This window comes from Cyclobacterium sp. SYSU L10401 (assembly GCF_010993705.1).
Taxonomy (GTDB): domain Bacteria; phylum Bacteroidota; class Bacteroidia; order Cytophagales; family Cyclobacteriaceae; genus Cyclobacterium.
Genome location: NZ_WOFO01000002.1, coordinates 25,589 through 43,029 on the forward strand (window position 1 = coordinate 25,589; position 17,441 = coordinate 43,029).

Consider the following 17,441-nt stretch of genomic DNA (forward strand, 5'->3'; position numbering starts at 1 on the left):
GTAGCTGTAGTTTATCCGTCAAATTTAACCGTGATTTAAAAAAAAAGAAGCCCTTCGCCTCTTTTTCTTTTAATTTATTTCTAAATTGTGCAATCGATTGCTCAAGATAATCAAATATTCGAAATGTTGCATAAAGTTTTACGAATTCATCCTGAAGACAATGTTCTGGTGGCCTTAACCGACCTGAAAAAAGGGGAAAAGGTCCCATTTGAAGGAAAAGACATCCTATTGACCAGCCAGGTACCTGCCAAACATAAATTCACCATGCAAGGCATGCGTCCGGGTGATAAAATATACATGTATGGGATCATCGTAGGAAAAGCCTTACTGCCAATAGCTGAAGGAGAGGTAATCACTACGGAAAATATCGCCCATCAGACAGCTCCCTATACCGGCAAAAGAAAGCCTTTCTCCTGGCAGGCCCCCGATGTCAGCTCCTGGAAAAACAGGACTTTTGATGGCTACCACAGGCCCGATGGCCAGGTAGGCACGGCCAATTATTGGCTGGTGGTACCCCTGGTCTTTTGTGAAAACAGGAATGTGGACATCATGAAACAGGCTTTTGTGGAAGAATTGGGCTTTGCCAAACCCAACCCCTACAAATCTTTCGTCAAAGAAATGAAGGAGCTGTATTTGCAGGGAAATAAGGAGGGCTTGCAACAGGTTGGGGTAGCTACCTTAGAGCAAAGTGGGGAACAAAAGCTATTTAAAAATATAGATGGCATCAAATTTCTTACCCACAACGGAGGCTGCGGAGGTACACGACAGGATTCAGAAGCCTTGTGTGCCCTTATTGCCGGATACATCAACAACCCCAATGTGGCCGGGGCTACCATACTAAGTTTGGGCTGTCAGAATGCCCAACCGGCCATCCTGAAAGAAAAGCTGGCCAATATAGACCCGAATTTTAAAAAGCCTGTCATCATTCTGGAGCAGCAGGAAGAAGGAACGGAAACCCAACTGCTTACCCGGGCCATTCAGTCTACTTTTATAGGCCTGGCAGAGGCGGATCAAATGAAAAGAAAGCCCGCTCCCCTTAGCAAACTGACCATAGGTCTGGAATGTGGCGGATCAGATGGGTTTTCGGGGATTTCTGCCAACCCGAGCCTTGGGCAGGTATCCGATATTCTCGCAGCTTTGGGCGGCAAAACCATCTTATCTGAATTTCCAGAGCTGTGCGGGGTAGAACAGGAACTGATCAACCGCTGTACGAGCGATGAGAAAGCGGAAAAATTCGTGAAACTCATGCGGGCCTATGCTGCTTCTGCTGAGGCAGTAGGTTCTGGTTTCGACATGAACCCCAGCCCGGGCAATATCAAAGACGGACTGATCACCGACGCCATCAAATCGGCAGGAGCTGCCAAAAAAGGCGGCACCTCTCCCATAGAAGATATTTTAGATTATACAGAAATAGCCACCAAACCCGGACTGAGTTTGTTATGTTCTCCCGGTAATGATGTGGAAAGTACCACCGCCATGGCCGGATCCGGCGCAAATATCATCCTTTTCACCACCGGCCTGGGTACTCCCACCGGCAATCCCGTGACTCCGGTTATCAAAGTATCTTCCAACCATAAACTGGCAGAAAAAATGCCAGACATCATCGATGTGGATACCGGAGGGATTATTTCAGGAGAAAAAACCATTGAAGAAATGGGAGTGGAATTATTGGAATTCATCATTCAGGTGGCCAGTGGAAAGGTTCAGGCCAAAGCCGTTTTGTTAAACCAGGACGATTTTATACCTTGGAAAAGGGGAGTTTCTCTTTAATATTCATACCAACAATAACGTTTTTAAATTATGTCTCAACTATTTTCAGTAAAAAACAAAGTAATCATTATCAGTGGTGGAACAGGGGTGTTGGGCAAAGCCCTGGCCAAACACCTGGCCAAGGAGGGGGCGCAGATGATCATCCTGGGCCGAAACCAACAAAAAGTAGCCGATCTGGTCAACGAAATAAAGGATGAGGGAGGATTTGCCTTTCCGGCGGTGGCAGACGTCACCAAAGAGGCAGAAATCATCCAGGTAAAAGAGCAATTGGAAAAATCCTTTGAACAGATCGACGGACTGATCAATGCCGCTGGTGGCAATATGCCGGGTGCGACAGTGATGCCGGATCAATTTTTCACAGACCTCTCTTCAGAGGCGGTCAAGTCCATCATGGATCTGAATTACATGGGTACTTTTTTGCCAACCAAGGTTTTTTTACCGCTACTGATCAAAAATAAAAAAGCATCCATCATCAATATCTCCTCCATGGCGGCCAGTCGGCCCATGACCCGGGTGATGGGATATGCTTCAGCCAAAGCCGCCATTGACAACATGACCAAATGGATGTCGGTAGAATTCGCCAAAAAATACGGAGAAGGGATTCGTGTCAATGCCGTGGCTCCCGGATTCTTTCTTACTGCACAAAATGAGCGCCTGCTGACCAATAAGGATGGCAGCCTGACCGAAAGAGGAAACCTGATCAAGGAACATACCCCCATGGCCAGATTTGGAAAACCGGAAGAACTTTTCGGAGCTGTGCAATGGCTCAGCAGCGAGGCATCAAAATTTGTAACAGGAACCATAACCGAAGTGGATGGAGGCTTCAGTGCATTTTCAGGAGTATGAGCAAAGTTGACAAACCAATAATGATGGAGCAAACCATGCGCTGGTATGGTCCCAATGATCCGGTAAGTCTGGCCGATATACGACAATCCGGTGCTACCGGAATTGTAACTGCCCTGCACCAGATCCCCAATGGAGAAGCATGGCCCAGAGAAGCCATTCGGGAACAAAAAAACCTAATCGAACAAGCCGGCCTTACCTGGTCTGTGGTGGAAAGTGTACCGGTACACGAAAACATCAAAACCCGATCGGGCAATTTCGAACAATACATTAAAAACTATCAGGAAAGCATCCGAAACCTGGCAGCAGAAGGGGTCCATACCGTTTGTTATAACTTTATGCCCATCCTGGACTGGACCCGAACCAATCTGGCCTATCTCCTGCCGGATGGTTCCAGGGCTTTGCGATTTGAAATGAAGGCCATTGCGGCTTTCGATGTGCACATTTTAAAACGTCCCGGCGCATCTAAGGACTACCCGGAAGAAATGCTTCAACTGGCAAAAACTTATTTTGAAGCTTTGAGTAGTGAGGATAAGGACAAGCTGGTGAACACCATCATTGCGGGATTGCCCGGAGCAGAAGCAGGCTATTCGGTAGAAGATTTTCAGGACGCCCTGAACACTTATGATGGCATAGATGCCGCCACTTTGGGAAATAACCTGAATGCCTTTCTGAGTGAGATTGTACCGGTAGCGGAGGAAAACAAGGTTTTCCTTTGCATTCATCCTGATGATCCCCCCTACCCCATTTTTGGATTGCCAAGAGTGGTCAGCACTGCCGCTGATTACGACCGCATCCTCCAAGCCAACGACAGTCCCTACAATGGCTTTACCTTTTGCACCGGGTCTTTGGGCGTAAGGGCGGACAATGATTTGCCGGCAATGGTAACGCAATACGGAGATTACATCCATTTCCTGCACCTCAGAAGTACGCAGAGAGACGAGGAAGGTAATTTTTATGAAGCCAATCATCTGGAAGGCAATGTGCCCATGGCCGAAGTGGTTGAAGCCATCATCAGGCTACAACAAAGGCGGGGCAAATCCTTACCCATGCGGCCCGACCATGGCCACCAGATGTTGGATGATTTGGGAAAAGTGACCAACCCGGGCTATTCTGCCATTGGCAGGCTCAGGGGACTGGCCGAGTTAAGGGGTTTGGAAATTGGCCTCGCAAGAAGTATTTTTGATTAAATATTGAAAGCAATAAATTAAAGTCAATATATCAACTAACCTGAAAATAGTTATGAGTGAGAAAACAAATGGCAGAAGAGATTTTATAAAAAAATCCGCCATGACCACCATGGGCATTTCTGCCCTGGGAGCTGTTGGATTTTCTGCCAAAAGTTATGGCAAAATTCTGGGTGCAAACGACCGGTTGAACATTGCCATAGCAGGTTTGGGCCGAAGATTGGGTGCTTTTTACAACCCCATTGGGCTGAAATCCAGTAATGTCAATCTAATGTATCTCTGTGATGTGATGCAGTCTCAAAGAGAAAAAGCAGCTAAAAATTTTGAAAAACACATTGATTACAAACCAAAGCTGGAAAACAGTATCCTGAAGGTGATAGAGGACCAGGAGGTAGATGCCCTGATCAATGCTACTCCGGATCACTGGCATGCTCCGGGAACCTGGCTGGCCCTGGAGGCTGGCAAACACGTTTATGTAGAGAAACCTTGTAGCCATAATCCTTACGAAGGAGAACTGCTGGTCGCCTACCAGAAACAATATGGAAAAGTGGTGCAAATGGGTAATCAACAACGCTCTGCTCCTGAAAGCATCGAAATCATCAAGGCCATACATGAGGGTGCCATAGGTGATGTGTATAAAGCCACGGCCTTTTATAACTCCGCCAGAGGTGAAGTACCCAACCAGACAAAAGCAGCCCCGCCGCAAGGTTTGGATTGGGAACTGTTTCAAGGGCCTGCCCCAAGAAGGGAGTACACCGACGATACCTGGAATTACAACTGGCACTGGTATGGCTGGGATTATGGTACCGCAGAAACAGGCAATAATGCCACCCATGAGCTGGATGTAGCCCGATGGGCCCTGCAAGTTGACTTTCCGGAAAAGGTAATGGTCGATTCAGGTAAATACCACTGGCCGAATGATGGCTGGGAAATGTACGATACCATGGATGCGGTGTTCAAATTCTCCGGCAACCGCACCATTCAGTGGGACGGCAAAAGCCGAAACGGACACAATACCTATGGACCCGGAAGAGGTACCGTCATCTATGGTACCGATGGTTCGGTATATGTAGACCGCGGCGGATACAAACATTTTGACAGAAGCGGAAAAGTGGTCAAAACCAATGAATCCGGTGGTAGCGAGGCCGGAACTGCCCTTGGCGGTGGCGGCGACATGTCCACCCTGCACGTGGTCAATTTCTTTGAAGCCATTCGGGGAAAACAAACGCAAAACAGCCCCATCGATGAAGGTGCAAAATCCGTGTTGCTTTGCCACTTGGCAAACATCGCTTCCCGAACAGGCGAAGTATTGGAATGCGATTCCTCCAATGGGCACATCAAAAATAGCAACCAAGCCAGTAAGCTGTGGAAACGAGAATACGAAAAAGGATGGGAACCTAAACTCAAGGTATAGGCCCCTCCTTCTTTACCACCTACAAACCACCAATTATCCCCGGTACAGCCGGGGATTTTTTTTACCCACGCATTTTTGCACGACGGACGAGCGGACGTTCAAAACGCCGGGAATGATTCCACGACTCTCTCCTTTTATGGGACGCCACACAAGGTCGGCCAGGTGTACCCGCAAAAAAGGCATCAGCAGAAGTTACCAGCAAGGAAATAACAACCCTATCAACGCAAAGGAGCAGCACGTGGACCAAGTTTTTGCAGGTACCGACCGTAGCGATTCATCACCCAGAGATGTAGGCGCGCCTGGGTAGAGACGTACAGGTACCAGGGTATTTTGGGAACAAATTCGTGAATGGCCGTAATGATGTACTTACCTCCCAGCACTTCTCGGAATTCCAGCCATCCGTAATCCGGACGACCGACCAGCCAGCCCCCACTGATGTAAAACAATTGCCTTTTCTTCTCACTTCGGTCTTTGATCCAGCTTAGTTGCAACATGGGAACGGTGATAAAAAAAAGGTAAAAACTGACCACGCCTTCCCGATTTTCCCGGGCCTTGACAATCGATTTGAAAAACGTTGGCAGCCAAACTTTGTAACGATTGGAAGCCCAATAGGCACTTTTACCAAAGGTATTGGAAAGCCGCTGAATGCTTCTTACGGTATTTTCCCGACGACCCAGGGGTATAAATGTTGGTAACAGCGGTTCCCGTCCGGAACGCAAGGCGATATTCACCGATTCCTCATACGACTGGTACGCGATGGGAAATTCCCGAAAGGCCAATTCATCGGAGACGGTCATGGTATGTTTGAGGCTTTCCACCAGTGGGGATACCAACTGCGCCGGACTCTCGCCAAAATAGCCCACCCAGAGTTTGGAGAGGCCCGGGGAAAAAACGGCACGGAAAAAATATACCGCTTTTTGCCCATCACTGCGGCGGTTTTCAGCATCATCTCCTGGTAAGACATGACTTCCGGGGAGCCAATTTCAATGGCTTTTCCAAAGACATTCGGATTTCCAAGGCAGCCGTCAATAATGGTCAGCGTATCCTGCAGGGAGATGGGTTGGGTTTTGGATTCCGTCCATTTCGGACAGATCATTACCGGTAATTTTTCGACCAGGTTTTTGATCATTTGGAAGGAAGATCCACCGGGACCCACGATGATACTCGCCCGGAGGGCCGTGAGGGCAGCAGTGCCATAAGCCAGCGTTTTTTCTACTTCCAAGCGGCTCCTAAGGTGCCGGGACCAGGTGCTCTCCGGTTCGTTTTTTGGCAGAATGCCTCCCAAATAAACCACTTGCTCGACCCCGTTGGCCGAAGCTGCCCGGGCAAAATTGTCGGCCAGCAAAAGGTCCGTATCCTCAAAGCTCCCCTGATTCAAACGGGTGGACGCATTCATGGAATGTACCAGATACAGCGCATAATCAACTCCCTCCAGGGCTTTTTGTGTAGAACTGATCGAATACAATTCCACCTGCCGCCATTCGATTTCGGGATAGGGATTGTCCTGTACCTCCCTCCTGCTCAAACCAATAATATGGTAATTGTCCTTAAATCGCTCCATAAACCAACGACCGATATACCCCGTCGCACCGGCGATGGCCAGCACCTTTTTTTTCCCGTTTTCCATTGACTACCTAACTGGCGTTCACCCAAATTGTTGATGAAGAATTAAGGTAATGCGATAAATGTATTTTATTGCTACCGGGATTTATTTATCTTAAAAATTCGATTTCATCTTTCTTATAACTGATTCCCAACTAAAATGAGCCGGTTCTTCTTGATTGCCCTACTATGTTTGACATGCAGCTCCCTCCCTGCCCAAAACCAAATTCAGCCCCATGCTAAAAATCCCCATTATTTCTCTTGGGGAAGTACGCCGGTATTTTTGATCGGGGCAGCTGGCTTCCACAGCTGGGCACCCGTCAGTCGTCCCGGAACCGCCCAGATGGAGCAACAATTGGAAAGAATGGGCAATTTGATCGATGAAATCAACAGCCCACACATCATGGGATTGGTCCGTTGGCTACCCTATGACCCCATGAACCACCTGCATGACGGCACCGTAAAGCGTGTGCTGCAGCCATGGAAACAGGACGCTGACGGCAGGTACGATTTAAGTCAATTTTCTGTGGAATGGGAAACCCGACTAAAAAAATTGTTGGAAAGTGCCCTGAAAAAAAGAATCATCGTCGTTCTGGAACTGTGGGATGACTGGTCCGTCACCCGTGGTCCGGAAGGGGCCTATGATCCCGGGGATAATTTTGGTTGGAACGGGCATCCTTTTAACCCCAACAACAACATCTACTACGATGAGCAAAGCCTACCTGCCAGTACCCTGGCCTGTGCCGCACCCTTCTATCAGACCCTGCCATCAAAATCCAATAATCAGGAGGTATTTCACTATCAAAAACTATATATTGACCGGCTTTTAGGCATCATCGAGCCCTATCCCCATATCCTGCTAAACGTCAACAATGAAAGCCGGGCAGATCTGGAATGGAGTCGCTTTTGGGCGGGTTATGTGAAAGAGAAGTTTCCGATGGTCGGAGACATGCCCTCTACCAATAGGAAGGATGGCGGAGGGGAATGTGAGGATGACTTCAACCCCATGACCCTGGCATTGGATGAGCTATATGGATTTGTGGATATTTCCCAGGGGGTTTCGGGGCATGAATTCAACAGTCCGCAAGCCCAGGCCATCGAAGGAGGAAAGCGAATCAGGCAGTACCGGGAAGCCATGAAGGCAAACGGCCAGGTCAAGCCTTTGCTGGTCTCCAAGGACTACACCCGGGATGAAAATGGTGGAGACATCGTCATTTGGAGCCGGTTTATCAACGGTACCGCCAGTACCCGCTTTCACCGGCCGGCAGCCGAAACCCCAGCTTCCGTAGTGGACTACCAGCACGCAGCCATGTTGCGCCTGGGTAAATTTGTATCCGGACTGCCCTTCTGGGAATTATCTCCCCATCCCGAGCTCCTTTCCTCCTTACCCGATGGGATGGCTGCCAACGTACTCAGTAATGGGCTGGATGTTCTGGCGATTCAATTGCTGGATGGGAAAGCAAATGCCACCATGGACCTGGAGCTGCCTGAGGGCAGTTGGAAAATTTCATGGATCAATCCATCAACCGGTTTGCAAATGAAGGAAGAAACCATCCAACATTCCACCAAACGGCTGTCAGTCCGGATACCTGCCGATTCTCCTCATTTGATTGTTCATATGGAAAAGGTGAATTAATAAAATTTTCAATACCGTCGGGATAAAAAAATTAACTACCTTGATTTCTTTGTCTGGATATTCAGCTTCTTTCCTTTTTCATAAAACTAAATTTTGAATCAAATTAACCAGAAAATCGTTTAATTGGCAAATAGTAAAAATATGGTTACAATCATAAAAAAGGGTTCTGACAAAAAGGAGGTTGAAAAAGCACTTTCTAAAATTAAGCGCAAAAAGAAATTTGATGCCTATAAATATTGTGGGACACTTAGCTTGAAGGAAGATCCTTTGGAGATTCAGAAAAAAATGAGAGATGAGTGGGAATAGTATTAGCTTCTGCTCCTTTCTACTACACCTGGCCGAGGTGCTACATTCCACGGTAGGCTATCTCCTCTGGGAAACTGAAGAGACTGTAACTTCTCAAGAACCCATCCATGATGAGGTACCTTAACGGAATCGCAAATTTCCCCGAACTTGACAAGCAGTATATCCTTTACCTACTTAATGTTATGATCAAAAACGCAAAGCTAAAGGCCATCTGAAAATATCACCATGGAACATTCTGTGAAAATTCCCGTCGTCGACCAAAAAAGACCCCAACTTCAGAAGATATTAAGGACGGTATTCATTATTTCTTTATTTTTATTTTTCGTTTTGGTTATATTTATTGACAATAATGTCATTTTTATCATGCTAATTTTAATTTCTTTCTCCTCATTGCTTTTAATTACGTTTTCAAAACGATTTACCATTAGAGGTTTCCTATTTTTTGACTCTCAAAAAATTATTTTTAAGAATGAAGAATCTGAGATTAAATTCCTCCTTAACAAAATTCAGAGTATTCACTTAAAATATTACGGATATAAAGGAAAATACGATTTATTAAACCCAAAATCGGTGGTTCCCGACGATGGATCAGGAAATTATTTGTCTATAAATTATCCGGAACACAGCAAAAAATACGAATTACTTCTTACTAAGAGTCATCTAAATTCATTAAAAGAAATAATCCATCAATGGAAAACTAACGATATCTCATTTGAATTAACAGGAAGCTTAGATTAGCTCAATATATGGCTGATTACATTCCAAAAAATTTACAGTATACTCTTGTTGAGGGTCCTTTCGGAAACAGACGAATCGACTATCTCTTACTAAATCCGGCCATAACTTACCCATGCACCTGGTGCAATTTCCCTTTAAGGAAGGCTCAATTTGGTGCCCGCCATGATGGATATTTCTCCGTATCGCTAGCTTTACACCTTAGAACCCGTTCATTCCATACAACTGAAATTAAAAGATGATCAATCCTTTCCGGATAAAATAGGGCTTATTCGGAAAAAGGTGGGATAGGCAAGCAATCATCAGCATCACAGATCAAAGACAACAAATCCTAGTTCATCCGAAAAATTCTGACATACCCAAAGCTTCCCGTCCTTGGCAAAATACTTTACTCGTTCATTATCCAATTCATCAATTTCCATCTCCGAAATCAAATTAAACTCTGCATCAAAAATTGTCAAAAATACCATTTCCTCTTTTATTTCCGGGAGAAAACTATCATCAATGTAGGTATCTGTGAATGTTCTTCTGGCAGACAGACGCAAATAACGCTTTTTTACACTATCCCACACCGGGGATTCAAACCGGACTTGCTCCAAAATACGCTGATAATCTTTCCCTGCCCGACCCCTGGATTTGATTTCTGGACCGTTAGGGGTTTTAGCCCGTTTAGGTGTCTTTTGTGGCTCGTAGTAGACAACTTTCACAAATTCTCCTTCCGGATTATAAAGTATTATTTCATTTGAATATTCATGGCTTATTTGAATAAAATTCTTGTCCGAGCTGAGTTCGACCACCGGGGGAAAAACGTTATCATCCCACCTAAGTATAAAATCATGATAAGAGTTTTCAGGGTCATCAAAAGTTTTTACTGTATTTTCTTTGACTGAAAGGACATCCAAATAAACTTTCCCATTTTTAGAGTCAATATTTACCCCGAACACTTTCAAATCATCGGTACCGGACACCAGCTCTTTTCCTCTATAGAATTGAGTCAATTTCAAACCGTTTGAATCCCTTGGATCTTCCCAGACCATTCTTTCAATTATGTGGCCATCTTTATCGAACAATGAGGAGCCGGTAATTGATTTAGTGAAAAATAAGCTGTCATTCATCGATTGAAGACTATAAATATAATCCCCTACACCATTTGGTCCTTCAGGCTCCAATCGATAGGTTTTGACAAATACATGCCGATCAAGGTCTATTTCGTCAATAGAAAGATCAAAGTGATTCAACAGAAAAAACGATTTTCTTTCATCATCCAAGGTTAAATGCATCAAATTTCCTCTCAAATCCAAGATCCGTTCTTTTGAGTCTATGAGAACTGTATCTACTGAATATTCAATGACCTGACTACCTTGTTCGGTACTCCTCTCCTGACAAGATAAGGACAGATAAAACAGTACTGAAAATAAGAAATACTTCCAATTCCAGAATTTATATAATTCACCCGATTGACGCAGATAATGTAAGCGCTCTTTAATAAGCTCCAACCAATTCAAATTTACCTTTGGCATTTCTTCCGTTGGTTAAGTGATTTCCATATCAACTACTCATACATTTAAAGTGCTTCCATTTTACAGCCTTTCATTTATTGACTACCTCCTTTGACGGATTAATTTTAAGCAGTACTCGCCTGTTCCCCCAACGCATCAGGAAAATGGGTCCGCTGGCTGAAGATGTTTTCGGGTCGTTTACCTTTGTCATCAGGAAAACTTATGAATAAATTAAAAACGCTTAGGCCCCGCACCACCATTTCAATGATTCTAAGCCTTTCCGTTGACCACTTTCCTGGGCCTGGTGGGAGGTAAACAAAGAACGTTTTGCTTCATCCGTCAACCATAAAGATAGTTTATTCATTTTAAGTTGAAAAGTATCCGTAAAAATTAATCCGCCAATAGGTATGAAAAAGGAGCGTATTTTGCTGACGACTGATGACAAAAACCGCCTAATCTGAAAAATCTGCCGTTGGTTCAATGTTTATTCTGACGGGAGGTTGGTTATCCTTTCATTTTTTCCGGGGACTGTCGTCCAACTTCTTCTCTAACTCTTTCCTTGTATATACACTACCTGTCCGGATATCTTCTTCGGCTTTTAATGCCCTGGAGGTCAGTCTCTCTTTAAGGACCGGATCTAAACTGGACTTTATAAGTAAGGTTTTAATCGCCTCCAACACATGAAGGTCATTCTCCTTTTCGATCAGCGTCCTTAATTCCTGTTTTATGTCTATTGCTCCCATAATAATTACTCCTTCCTTTACCTTCTCCCATGAAGAAAACTTCATATCCCCGGTTTCATACTTTCCAAGCCTGCTATCCAGCTCCTTATTTTGTTCTGCACTTAATTCAAAAGAACTTTCCTGCGCTTCTTTTAGACCTTGAAGTTCTTTAAGAACGGATATGTCCTGGAGCTCGGTAAGCCAGTGGATAAGATCGATTTTAATAGATTTAACGTCCATACCTATCATCATTTTACACAGTAAAGTTAACGATTTATTTATGGATTTGATTCATCCCGACGGGCGGTGTTGCTGTACCGCCATTTTCCGTTCCTCCAAGTTCACCAAAAAAATCGCAGACCAGCAATTTCTCCCTATCTTTACGCTCCAAATCAATAATCCGGAATTTCATGCGTAGTATTCTTATCAAAACAACTTTTATACTCCTATTCATCACCTTTCCTATCCTGGCCCAGGAAGAAACCGACTGGCAGGTAGCTGCACCCGAAGGAAATTGGGAATTTAAAAACGTAGCCTTTACCACCGATGAAGGCACCTGGATGAACCTGGATGTCAGCCCTGATGGGAATACCATTGTTTTCGACCTGTTGGGAGATATCTACTCCATGCCGATCTCCGGAGGAACCGCAACTGTCCTGAGATCCGGCTTGCCTTTTGAGGTTCAGCCACGTTTTAGCCCGGACGGGAAATGGATTTCCTTCACATCTGATGCCGGAGGAGGGGACAACGTCTGGGTGATGAAGCCCGATGGCAGCGATGCCCGTCAGGTTACCAAAGAGTCCTTCCGCCTGCTCAATAATGCGGTGTGGATGCCGGATGGCAACTACCTGGTGGCCCGAAAACACTTTACCTCCGGTCGATCGCTGGGTGCCGGAGAAATGTGGCAGTACCATATTTCCGGCGGAGAAGGCTTGCAGCTTACCCAACGTAAAAACGATCAGCAAGACGTCAATGAACCTAGCGTATCCCCCGATGGCAGGTACCTGTATTTTAGCGAAGACATGGCCCCCGGGGGCAGCTTTGAATACAACCGGGATCCCAATGGGCAGATTTATGTGATCAAACGCTACGATTTTGAAACGGGCGAAACGGAAATCCTCACCGGAGGACCCGGAGGTGCGGCCCGGCCCCAGGTTTCTCCGGATGGAAAAAAACTGGCCTTTGTAAAACGAGTCCGAACCAAATCAGTGCTCTACATCCACGACCTGGAAACAGGGGAAGAATGGCCGGTCTATGATGAACTAAACAAAGATCAACAAACCGCCTGGGCTATTTTTGGGGTATACCCCGGATTCGCCTGGATGCCCGACAACCGGCAGATTCTTATTTGGGCCAAGGGGAAAATCCAGAAAATCGATACCGAAAACCTGGACCAAAGCAGCATCCCTTTTACGGTAGAAGTGGCTATTCCGGTAGCCGAACGGGTTCATTTCAGCCATCCCATCGCAAGGGAGACCTTCACCCCCCGCATGATCCGGGATGCAGTCACTTCGCCGGATGGCCAGCAACTCGTATTCCGGGCATTGGGCTATCTCTGGATCAAAGATTTGCCAAATGGAAAACCGAAAAGAATTACGGAGGGTACGGACTTTGAAGCAGAACCTGCCTTTTCTCCGAGAGGGGACAGACTCCTTTTTGTAACCTGGAATGACCTGAATAAAGGAGCCATTAAAGAAGTGAATTTGAGCAATAATCGGATAACCACCCTCAGCCAGGAAAGAGGAATCTACAGAAATCCCTCCTATTCTCCGGATGGGTCCCAAATTCTTTACCGGAAGGAACCGGGAAACCTGGACCAGGGCCGTACCTTTACCAAAAATCCCGGCATCTACCTGATGGATCGCGAATCCCGGGAGCCCAAAAAGCTGGTAGAAAATGGCGATTTCCCGGTATTTACCAAAGAAGGCAAACGGGTGTTTTTTCAGACCGGCGGAAAGTTCTTCGGAAACCTGACCAAAAGCCTGAAATCCGTAGACCTTAACGGACAGGACGAGCGCACACACATTGAATCCAAATACGCCAACCGCCTCGTCCCCAGCCCGGACAACCAATGGGTAGCCTTTATCCACTTGCACAAAGCCTACCTGGCACCCCTTGTACTCAATGGACAAACGGTCAACCTGGATGATAAAACCAAATCCCTGCCGGTGGCCCAACTATCCGAAGATGCCGGCCTAAACCTGCACTGGCCTCCAGACAGTGAGAGCATTTTTTGGACGCTGGGGGATGCCTATCACAGCAAGCGACTGGACGAAAACTTTGATTTTCTGGGCCAATCAGATAGGAAAGAGGAAAAAACCGAAAACGAACCGATAAAAATAGGATTGGAGGCTGCGGTCGATCGGCCGGAAGGTATCATTGCCTTTACCGGTGCCACCCTGATCACCATGGAAGGAGATGAAGTAATCGAAAACGGCACGGTCATCGTCGAGGGTTCCACTATCAAAGAAGTAGGTGCCTCCGCTGCCGTTTCCATCCCCGATGGAGCAGTTGTTTACGATATGGCTGGAAAAACCATCATGCCTGGCATCGTGGATGCCCACGCCCATATCGGCGCTTTTCGGGATGGGCTCACCGTGCAGCAAAACTGGCAATTGTACGCCAACCTGGCCTATGGCGTGACCACCGCCCACGACCCTTCGGCCAATACCGAAACGGTATTTACCCTTTCCGAAATGGTGCAAAGTGGTGCACTGGTAGGGCCCCGGATTTTCAGCACAGGTTTTATCCTCTATGGGGCGGATGGCGATTTCAAAGCGGTCATCAACAAGCTGGAAGATGCCCGATTTTCGGTACGCCGTACAAAGGCCTTCGGTGCCACAGCCGTAAAATCCTATAACCAGCCCCGCCGGGATCAACGACAGCAGGTATTGCAGGCTGCCCGGGAACTCGGGGTAAACGTGGTACCGGAGGGTGGCTCCACCTTTTTCCACAACCTTTCCATGATTCAGGACGGGCACACTGGGATCGAACACAACATCCCCATCGCACCGGTGTACAAAGACGTGTTGGAGCTCTGGGGCCAAACGGAGGTGGGCTACACTCCCACACTCATTGTAAACTACGGCGGCATCAACGCAGAATATTACTGGTACCAGAAAACAAACGTTTGGGAAAACGAAAAATTACTGCGCTTCAGTCCCCGGGGAATGATCGATTCACGGTCTCGTCACCGCACGATGGTCCCGGAGGAAACCTACGAAAACAGCCATATCCTCACTTCCCGGCAGGTCACCGATCTGGCGAAAAAAGGCGTCACCGTAAATCTGGGTGGTCACGGACAACTGCAAGGCCTGGGTGCCCACTGGGAATTGTGGAGCCTGGCGCAGGGGGGCATGTCTAACCACGAGGCGTTGAAAGCGGCCACCATCAACGGCGCCCGGTATATCGGGATGGATGCGGACCTGGGATCACTCAAGCCCGGTAAACTGGCCGATTTGATCGTTATGGAAAAAAATCCGTTAGCGGATATCCGCCACTCGGAAAGTATCAGCCATACCATGATCAACGGACGCCTGTATGAAACGGAAAACATGAACGAGATCGGCCACCGTAACCGCGAGAGGCCGCCCTTTTACTGGGAAAATCGCCTGTTTCAGGAAGCCTTTCCCTGGCACGAGAGCATCCAAACGTACATGCACAGCGGATGCGGCTGCGGCGTTGGCAGGCACTAAGACCCTTTTCGGTCTACAAAAAAATAGGGATCCTTCTTTAATTGGAGGGTCCCTTTTTCCCAAAGGCTCCGGGCATCCATCAGTACTGATGCTGCCTGCAACACCTTTCCTTTTTGGCAGGAATCCGATCCCAAAAGCCCTTCCACCCGCTCGTAGCGCTGTTCAAATCCAGCAAAATCATGCCTAAAATACGATTTCGACATCTTCCTCCCTGTCTGATCTTTTAAGGTATAATTTACCCTTGCGCCCAATAGGTAAGGTGGCTTGATCCTTTCTTCCACGGCATGCATGGAGGTATTGGGCCGGGTGCCGCAACCCAGGAACAGAATTTTACCATGCACTTCAGGAAGTTTGGCAAAGGGTGAATGGGGACCGCAGGGCGTGTCATCCAGCAAATGATCTGAGAGAAAATAATCGCTTAATTCTCCTATAGCACATACCGAATGCGTGGGATGCATGCTTCTTTGTGCGCCTGGAAAGGTGCGGAAAAACTCCGGCAAGGCACCAACACAAGCGGGTGTTTTCGACAGATCAAAAATGGGATTCTCCGGAGTGACCGTTTGATAGGATAATGCAGGCATCAACAAGGTTCCCCCGGGCCCCAGCAAGTCCAAAAGGGCCGAAACGACGATTTTGGCCCTGTCTGGAAACCTTCCTAAGGAATTCAAAGAGGCATGAACCAACACATGGTCTCCCTCGCCGAGCCTAAGCTGGCTCAGATCTTTCTGAATACGCTGTTTCCAATTCATGTGTTTATGATTTTTTCTTAATGGTCATAACTTGACCCGCTCCGAAGGTCGGGATAGCCAGTTCCGATCCTGAACAGGAAACACCTACCGATGACGTATTTTTACCACCCCCTGTCTCCCCCTCCTGAAAACAGGAGGGGGAGACAGGGGGGAGGTGATTTGATGCCATTCTTTAATTTTTTTAATATTTTGATTTTTAAATAGTTAAAAATAAATACCGTCATCCCGATTTCTGCGTTATTTAAATATTAAGTCTCCCATTGACATGTGAAAGGTAACTATTTCACGCAGCGAGCGCTGCGTGAAATCAAATGTCTTTTCATTTATTTTAAAACGCCATATTTCGCTTGAGTTATCCCTGTCCTACAGACAAATCCAATTTCATGCCACTGAGAATTTAGTAGGTCTATTTTTATAACCTTAATTGCTTAAAAGAACGAGTAAGGTTAAGCAGGGATTGCTCTACTCCCATACGCTCCAGGGAAGAGGCACCCACAAAACCGTGCACATCGGTGGCTTCCAGCACCTGCCGCACGTCCTCCGGGGTATTGATCGGGCCGCCATGGGTCAAGAAAAACAGGTTGGGATTAATGGATTGGCAGGCATCCATTATTTCACGGGTTTTGTCAATCGCTTCCTCCATGGTACAGGAAGCGCCGGTAACCCCCACGGAGCCCCCGACGGTGGTGCCAACGTGTGCAATGATGGCATCCGCTCCGGCTTCCGCCATTTTGATTGCCTCCTCGGGTTTGGCCACATACACAATGGAAAACAGTTCCATTTTATCGGCGATACGCACCATCTCCACCTCTTTGTCAAAACTCATTCCCGTCTCCTCCAATATCTGACGGAAATTTCCATCTACGATGCAGTGGGTGGGGAAATTATTGATTCCCGAGAAGCCCATGTCCTTTACCTTCAATAAATGATGCCAGATCCTTCGTCGGGGATCCGATCCGTGAACGCCGCAAATCACGGGCACCTCTTCCACCACTGGCAAAACCTCAAATTCACCGATTTCCATGGCTACCGCATTGGCATCTCCATAGGCCATCAGACCGGCCGTAGACCCATGACCGGACATGCGAAAACGGCCCGAATTGTAGATAATGATCAAGTCCGCTCCGCCTTTTTCGATAAATTTGGCGCTGATACCTGTTCCGGCACCGGCAGCTATGATGGCTTTTTTATTATCAATGGTTTTCTTCAGGCGATCCCTTACTTCTTGTCGGCTGTAAGGGTTGCCCTTACCTGTCCAGGGGTTAGGCATGGTTTTTTGGAAT

14 protein-coding genes are annotated in these 17,441 nt (G+C 46.9%); 7 read left to right on the forward strand and 7 right to left on the reverse strand.

The window, feature by feature from the left end:
- Positions 1 to 123: 123 nt before the first annotated feature.
- The 4 genes from GL182_RS05230 to GL182_RS05245 are packed head-to-tail and all read left to right on the forward strand — an operon-like array spanning position 124 to position 5,214.
- A complete protein-coding gene (locus GL182_RS05230) occupies positions 124 to 1,770 on the forward strand; it encodes a UxaA family hydrolase (protein WP_163378573.1) in 1,647 nt (548 codons plus the stop codon).
- Between the two features lie 30 nt (positions 1,771 to 1,800).
- Positions 1,801 to 2,616, forward strand: coding sequence for an SDR family oxidoreductase (locus tag GL182_RS05235; RefSeq protein WP_163378575.1), 816 nt, complete (start codon positions 1,801 to 1,803; stop codon positions 2,614 to 2,616).
- Positions 2,617 to 2,639: 23 nt separating this feature from the next.
- Entirely contained in the window at positions 2,640 to 3,803 is a 1,164-nt protein-coding gene (gene uxuA / locus GL182_RS05240; protein ID WP_163379114.1) for a mannonate dehydratase, read from the forward strand.
- A 52-nt stretch (positions 3,804 to 3,855) separates the two neighbouring features.
- Positions 3,856 to 5,214 (forward strand): Gfo/Idh/MocA family protein, encoded by a 1,359-nt coding sequence (locus GL182_RS05245; RefSeq protein ID WP_163378577.1) that lies wholly within the window; start codon positions 3,856 to 3,858, stop codon positions 5,212 to 5,214.
- 218 nt (positions 5,215 to 5,432) lie between these two features.
- On the opposite strand, the gene GL182_RS24430 is transcribed toward GL182_RS05245, so the two are convergent.
- Together GL182_RS24430 and GL182_RS24435 are read right to left on the reverse strand one after the other, a co-directional pair.
- Entirely contained in the window at positions 5,433 to 6,011 is a 579-nt protein-coding gene (locus GL182_RS24430) for a hypothetical protein (protein ID WP_317167785.1), read from the reverse strand.
- Complete coding sequence (locus GL182_RS24435; RefSeq protein ID WP_317167786.1) at positions 6,008 to 6,841, reverse strand: NAD-dependent epimerase/dehydratase family protein; 834 nt, start codon at positions 6,839 to 6,841, stop codon at positions 6,008 to 6,010. The genes GL182_RS24430 and GL182_RS24435 overlap by 4 nt, the downstream gene beginning before the upstream one ends.
- A 135-nt stretch (positions 6,842 to 6,976) precedes the next feature.
- On the opposite strand from GL182_RS24435, the gene GL182_RS05255 reads away from it, so the two are divergent.
- Both GL182_RS05255 and GL182_RS05260 read left to right on the forward strand, forming a co-directional pair.
- The gene (locus GL182_RS05255) at positions 6,977 to 8,452 is read left to right on the forward strand and encodes a hypothetical protein (RefSeq protein WP_163378579.1); all 1,476 of its coding nucleotides are present in this window, start codon (positions 6,977 to 6,979) and stop codon (positions 8,450 to 8,452) included.
- Between the two features lie 123 nt (positions 8,453 to 8,575).
- Positions 8,576 to 8,758, forward strand: a complete 183-nt coding sequence (locus GL182_RS05260; RefSeq protein WP_154857585.1) for a hypothetical protein — start codon at positions 8,576 to 8,578, stop codon at positions 8,756 to 8,758.
- A gap of 1,043 nt (positions 8,759 to 9,801) precedes the next feature.
- On the opposite strand, the gene GL182_RS05265 is transcribed toward GL182_RS05260, so the two are convergent.
- The 3 genes from GL182_RS05265 to GL182_RS05280 form a co-directional block, all read right to left on the reverse strand.
- Positions 9,802 to 10,989, reverse strand: coding sequence for a DUF4221 family protein (locus GL182_RS05265; protein ID WP_163378581.1), 1,188 nt, complete (start codon positions 10,987 to 10,989; stop codon positions 9,802 to 9,804).
- 515 nt (positions 10,990 to 11,504) lie between these two features.
- A complete protein-coding gene (locus GL182_RS24205) occupies positions 11,505 to 11,954 on the reverse strand; it encodes an addiction module protein (protein ID WP_240469643.1) in 450 nt (149 codons plus the stop codon).
- 34 nt (positions 11,955 to 11,988) lie between these two features.
- Positions 11,989 to 12,126 (reverse strand): hypothetical protein, encoded by a 138-nt coding sequence (locus GL182_RS05280; protein WP_163378583.1) that lies wholly within the window; start codon positions 12,124 to 12,126, stop codon positions 11,989 to 11,991.
- Here GL182_RS05280 and GL182_RS05285 point away from each other — a divergent pair.
- On the forward strand, positions 12,125 to 15,409 hold the full coding sequence (locus GL182_RS05285) for an amidohydrolase family protein (RefSeq protein ID WP_163378585.1): 3,285 nt from the start codon (positions 12,125 to 12,127) through the stop codon (positions 15,407 to 15,409). The genes GL182_RS05280 and GL182_RS05285 overlap by 2 nt on opposite strands.
- On the opposite strand, the gene GL182_RS05290 is transcribed toward GL182_RS05285, so the two are convergent.
- On the reverse strand, positions 15,406 to 16,158 hold the full coding sequence (locus GL182_RS05290) for an AAC(3) family N-acetyltransferase (RefSeq protein WP_163378587.1): 753 nt from the start codon (positions 16,156 to 16,158) through the stop codon (positions 15,406 to 15,408). The genes GL182_RS05285 and GL182_RS05290 overlap by 4 nt on opposite strands.
- 412 nt (positions 16,159 to 16,570) lie before the next feature.
- Positions 16,571 to 17,428: a phosphoenolpyruvate hydrolase family protein gene (locus GL182_RS05295; protein WP_163378589.1), complete on the reverse strand. Its 858-nt coding sequence runs from the start codon at positions 17,426 to 17,428 to the stop codon at positions 16,571 to 16,573.
- Between the last annotated feature and the right edge of the window lie 13 nt (positions 17,429 to 17,441).

Coding starts and splice junctions, on each gene's coding strand:
- GL182_RS05235 (WP_163378575.1), top strand. CDS start 1,801: ATGTCTCAACTATTTTCAGTAAAAAACAAAGTAATCATTATCAGTGGT.
- GL182_RS05230 (WP_163378573.1), top strand. CDS start 124: ATGTTGCATAAAGTTTTACGAATTCATCCTGAAGACAATGTTCTGGTG.
- GL182_RS24205 (WP_240469643.1), bottom strand. CDS start 11,954: ATGGACGTTAAATCTATTAAAATCGATCTTATCCACTGGCTTACCGAG.
- GL182_RS05290 (WP_163378587.1), bottom strand. CDS start 16,158: ATGAATTGGAAACAGCGTATTCAGAAAGATCTGAGCCAGCTTAGGCTC.
- GL182_RS05285 (WP_163378585.1), top strand. CDS start 12,125: ATGCGTAGTATTCTTATCAAAACAACTTTTATACTCCTATTCATCACC.
- GL182_RS05280 (WP_163378583.1), bottom strand. CDS start 12,126: ATGAAATTCCGGATTATTGATTTGGAGCGTAAAGATAGGGAGAAATTG.
- GL182_RS24435 (WP_317167786.1), bottom strand. CDS start 6,841: ATGGAAAACGGGAAAAAAAAGGTGCTGGCCATCGCCGGTGCGACGGGG.
- GL182_RS05295 (WP_163378589.1), bottom strand. CDS start 17,428: ATGCCTAACCCCTGGACAGGTAAGGGCAACCCTTACAGCCGACAAGAA.
- uxuA (WP_163379114.1), top strand. CDS start 2,640: ATGGAGCAAACCATGCGCTGGTATGGTCCCAATGATCCGGTAAGTCTG.
- GL182_RS24430 (WP_317167785.1), bottom strand. CDS start 6,011: ATGACCGTCTCCGATGAATTGGCCTTTCGGGAATTTCCCATCGCGTAC.
- GL182_RS05255 (WP_163378579.1), top strand. CDS start 6,977: ATGAGCCGGTTCTTCTTGATTGCCCTACTATGTTTGACATGCAGCTCC.
- GL182_RS05245 (WP_163378577.1), top strand. CDS start 3,856: ATGAGTGAGAAAACAAATGGCAGAAGAGATTTTATAAAAAAATCCGCC.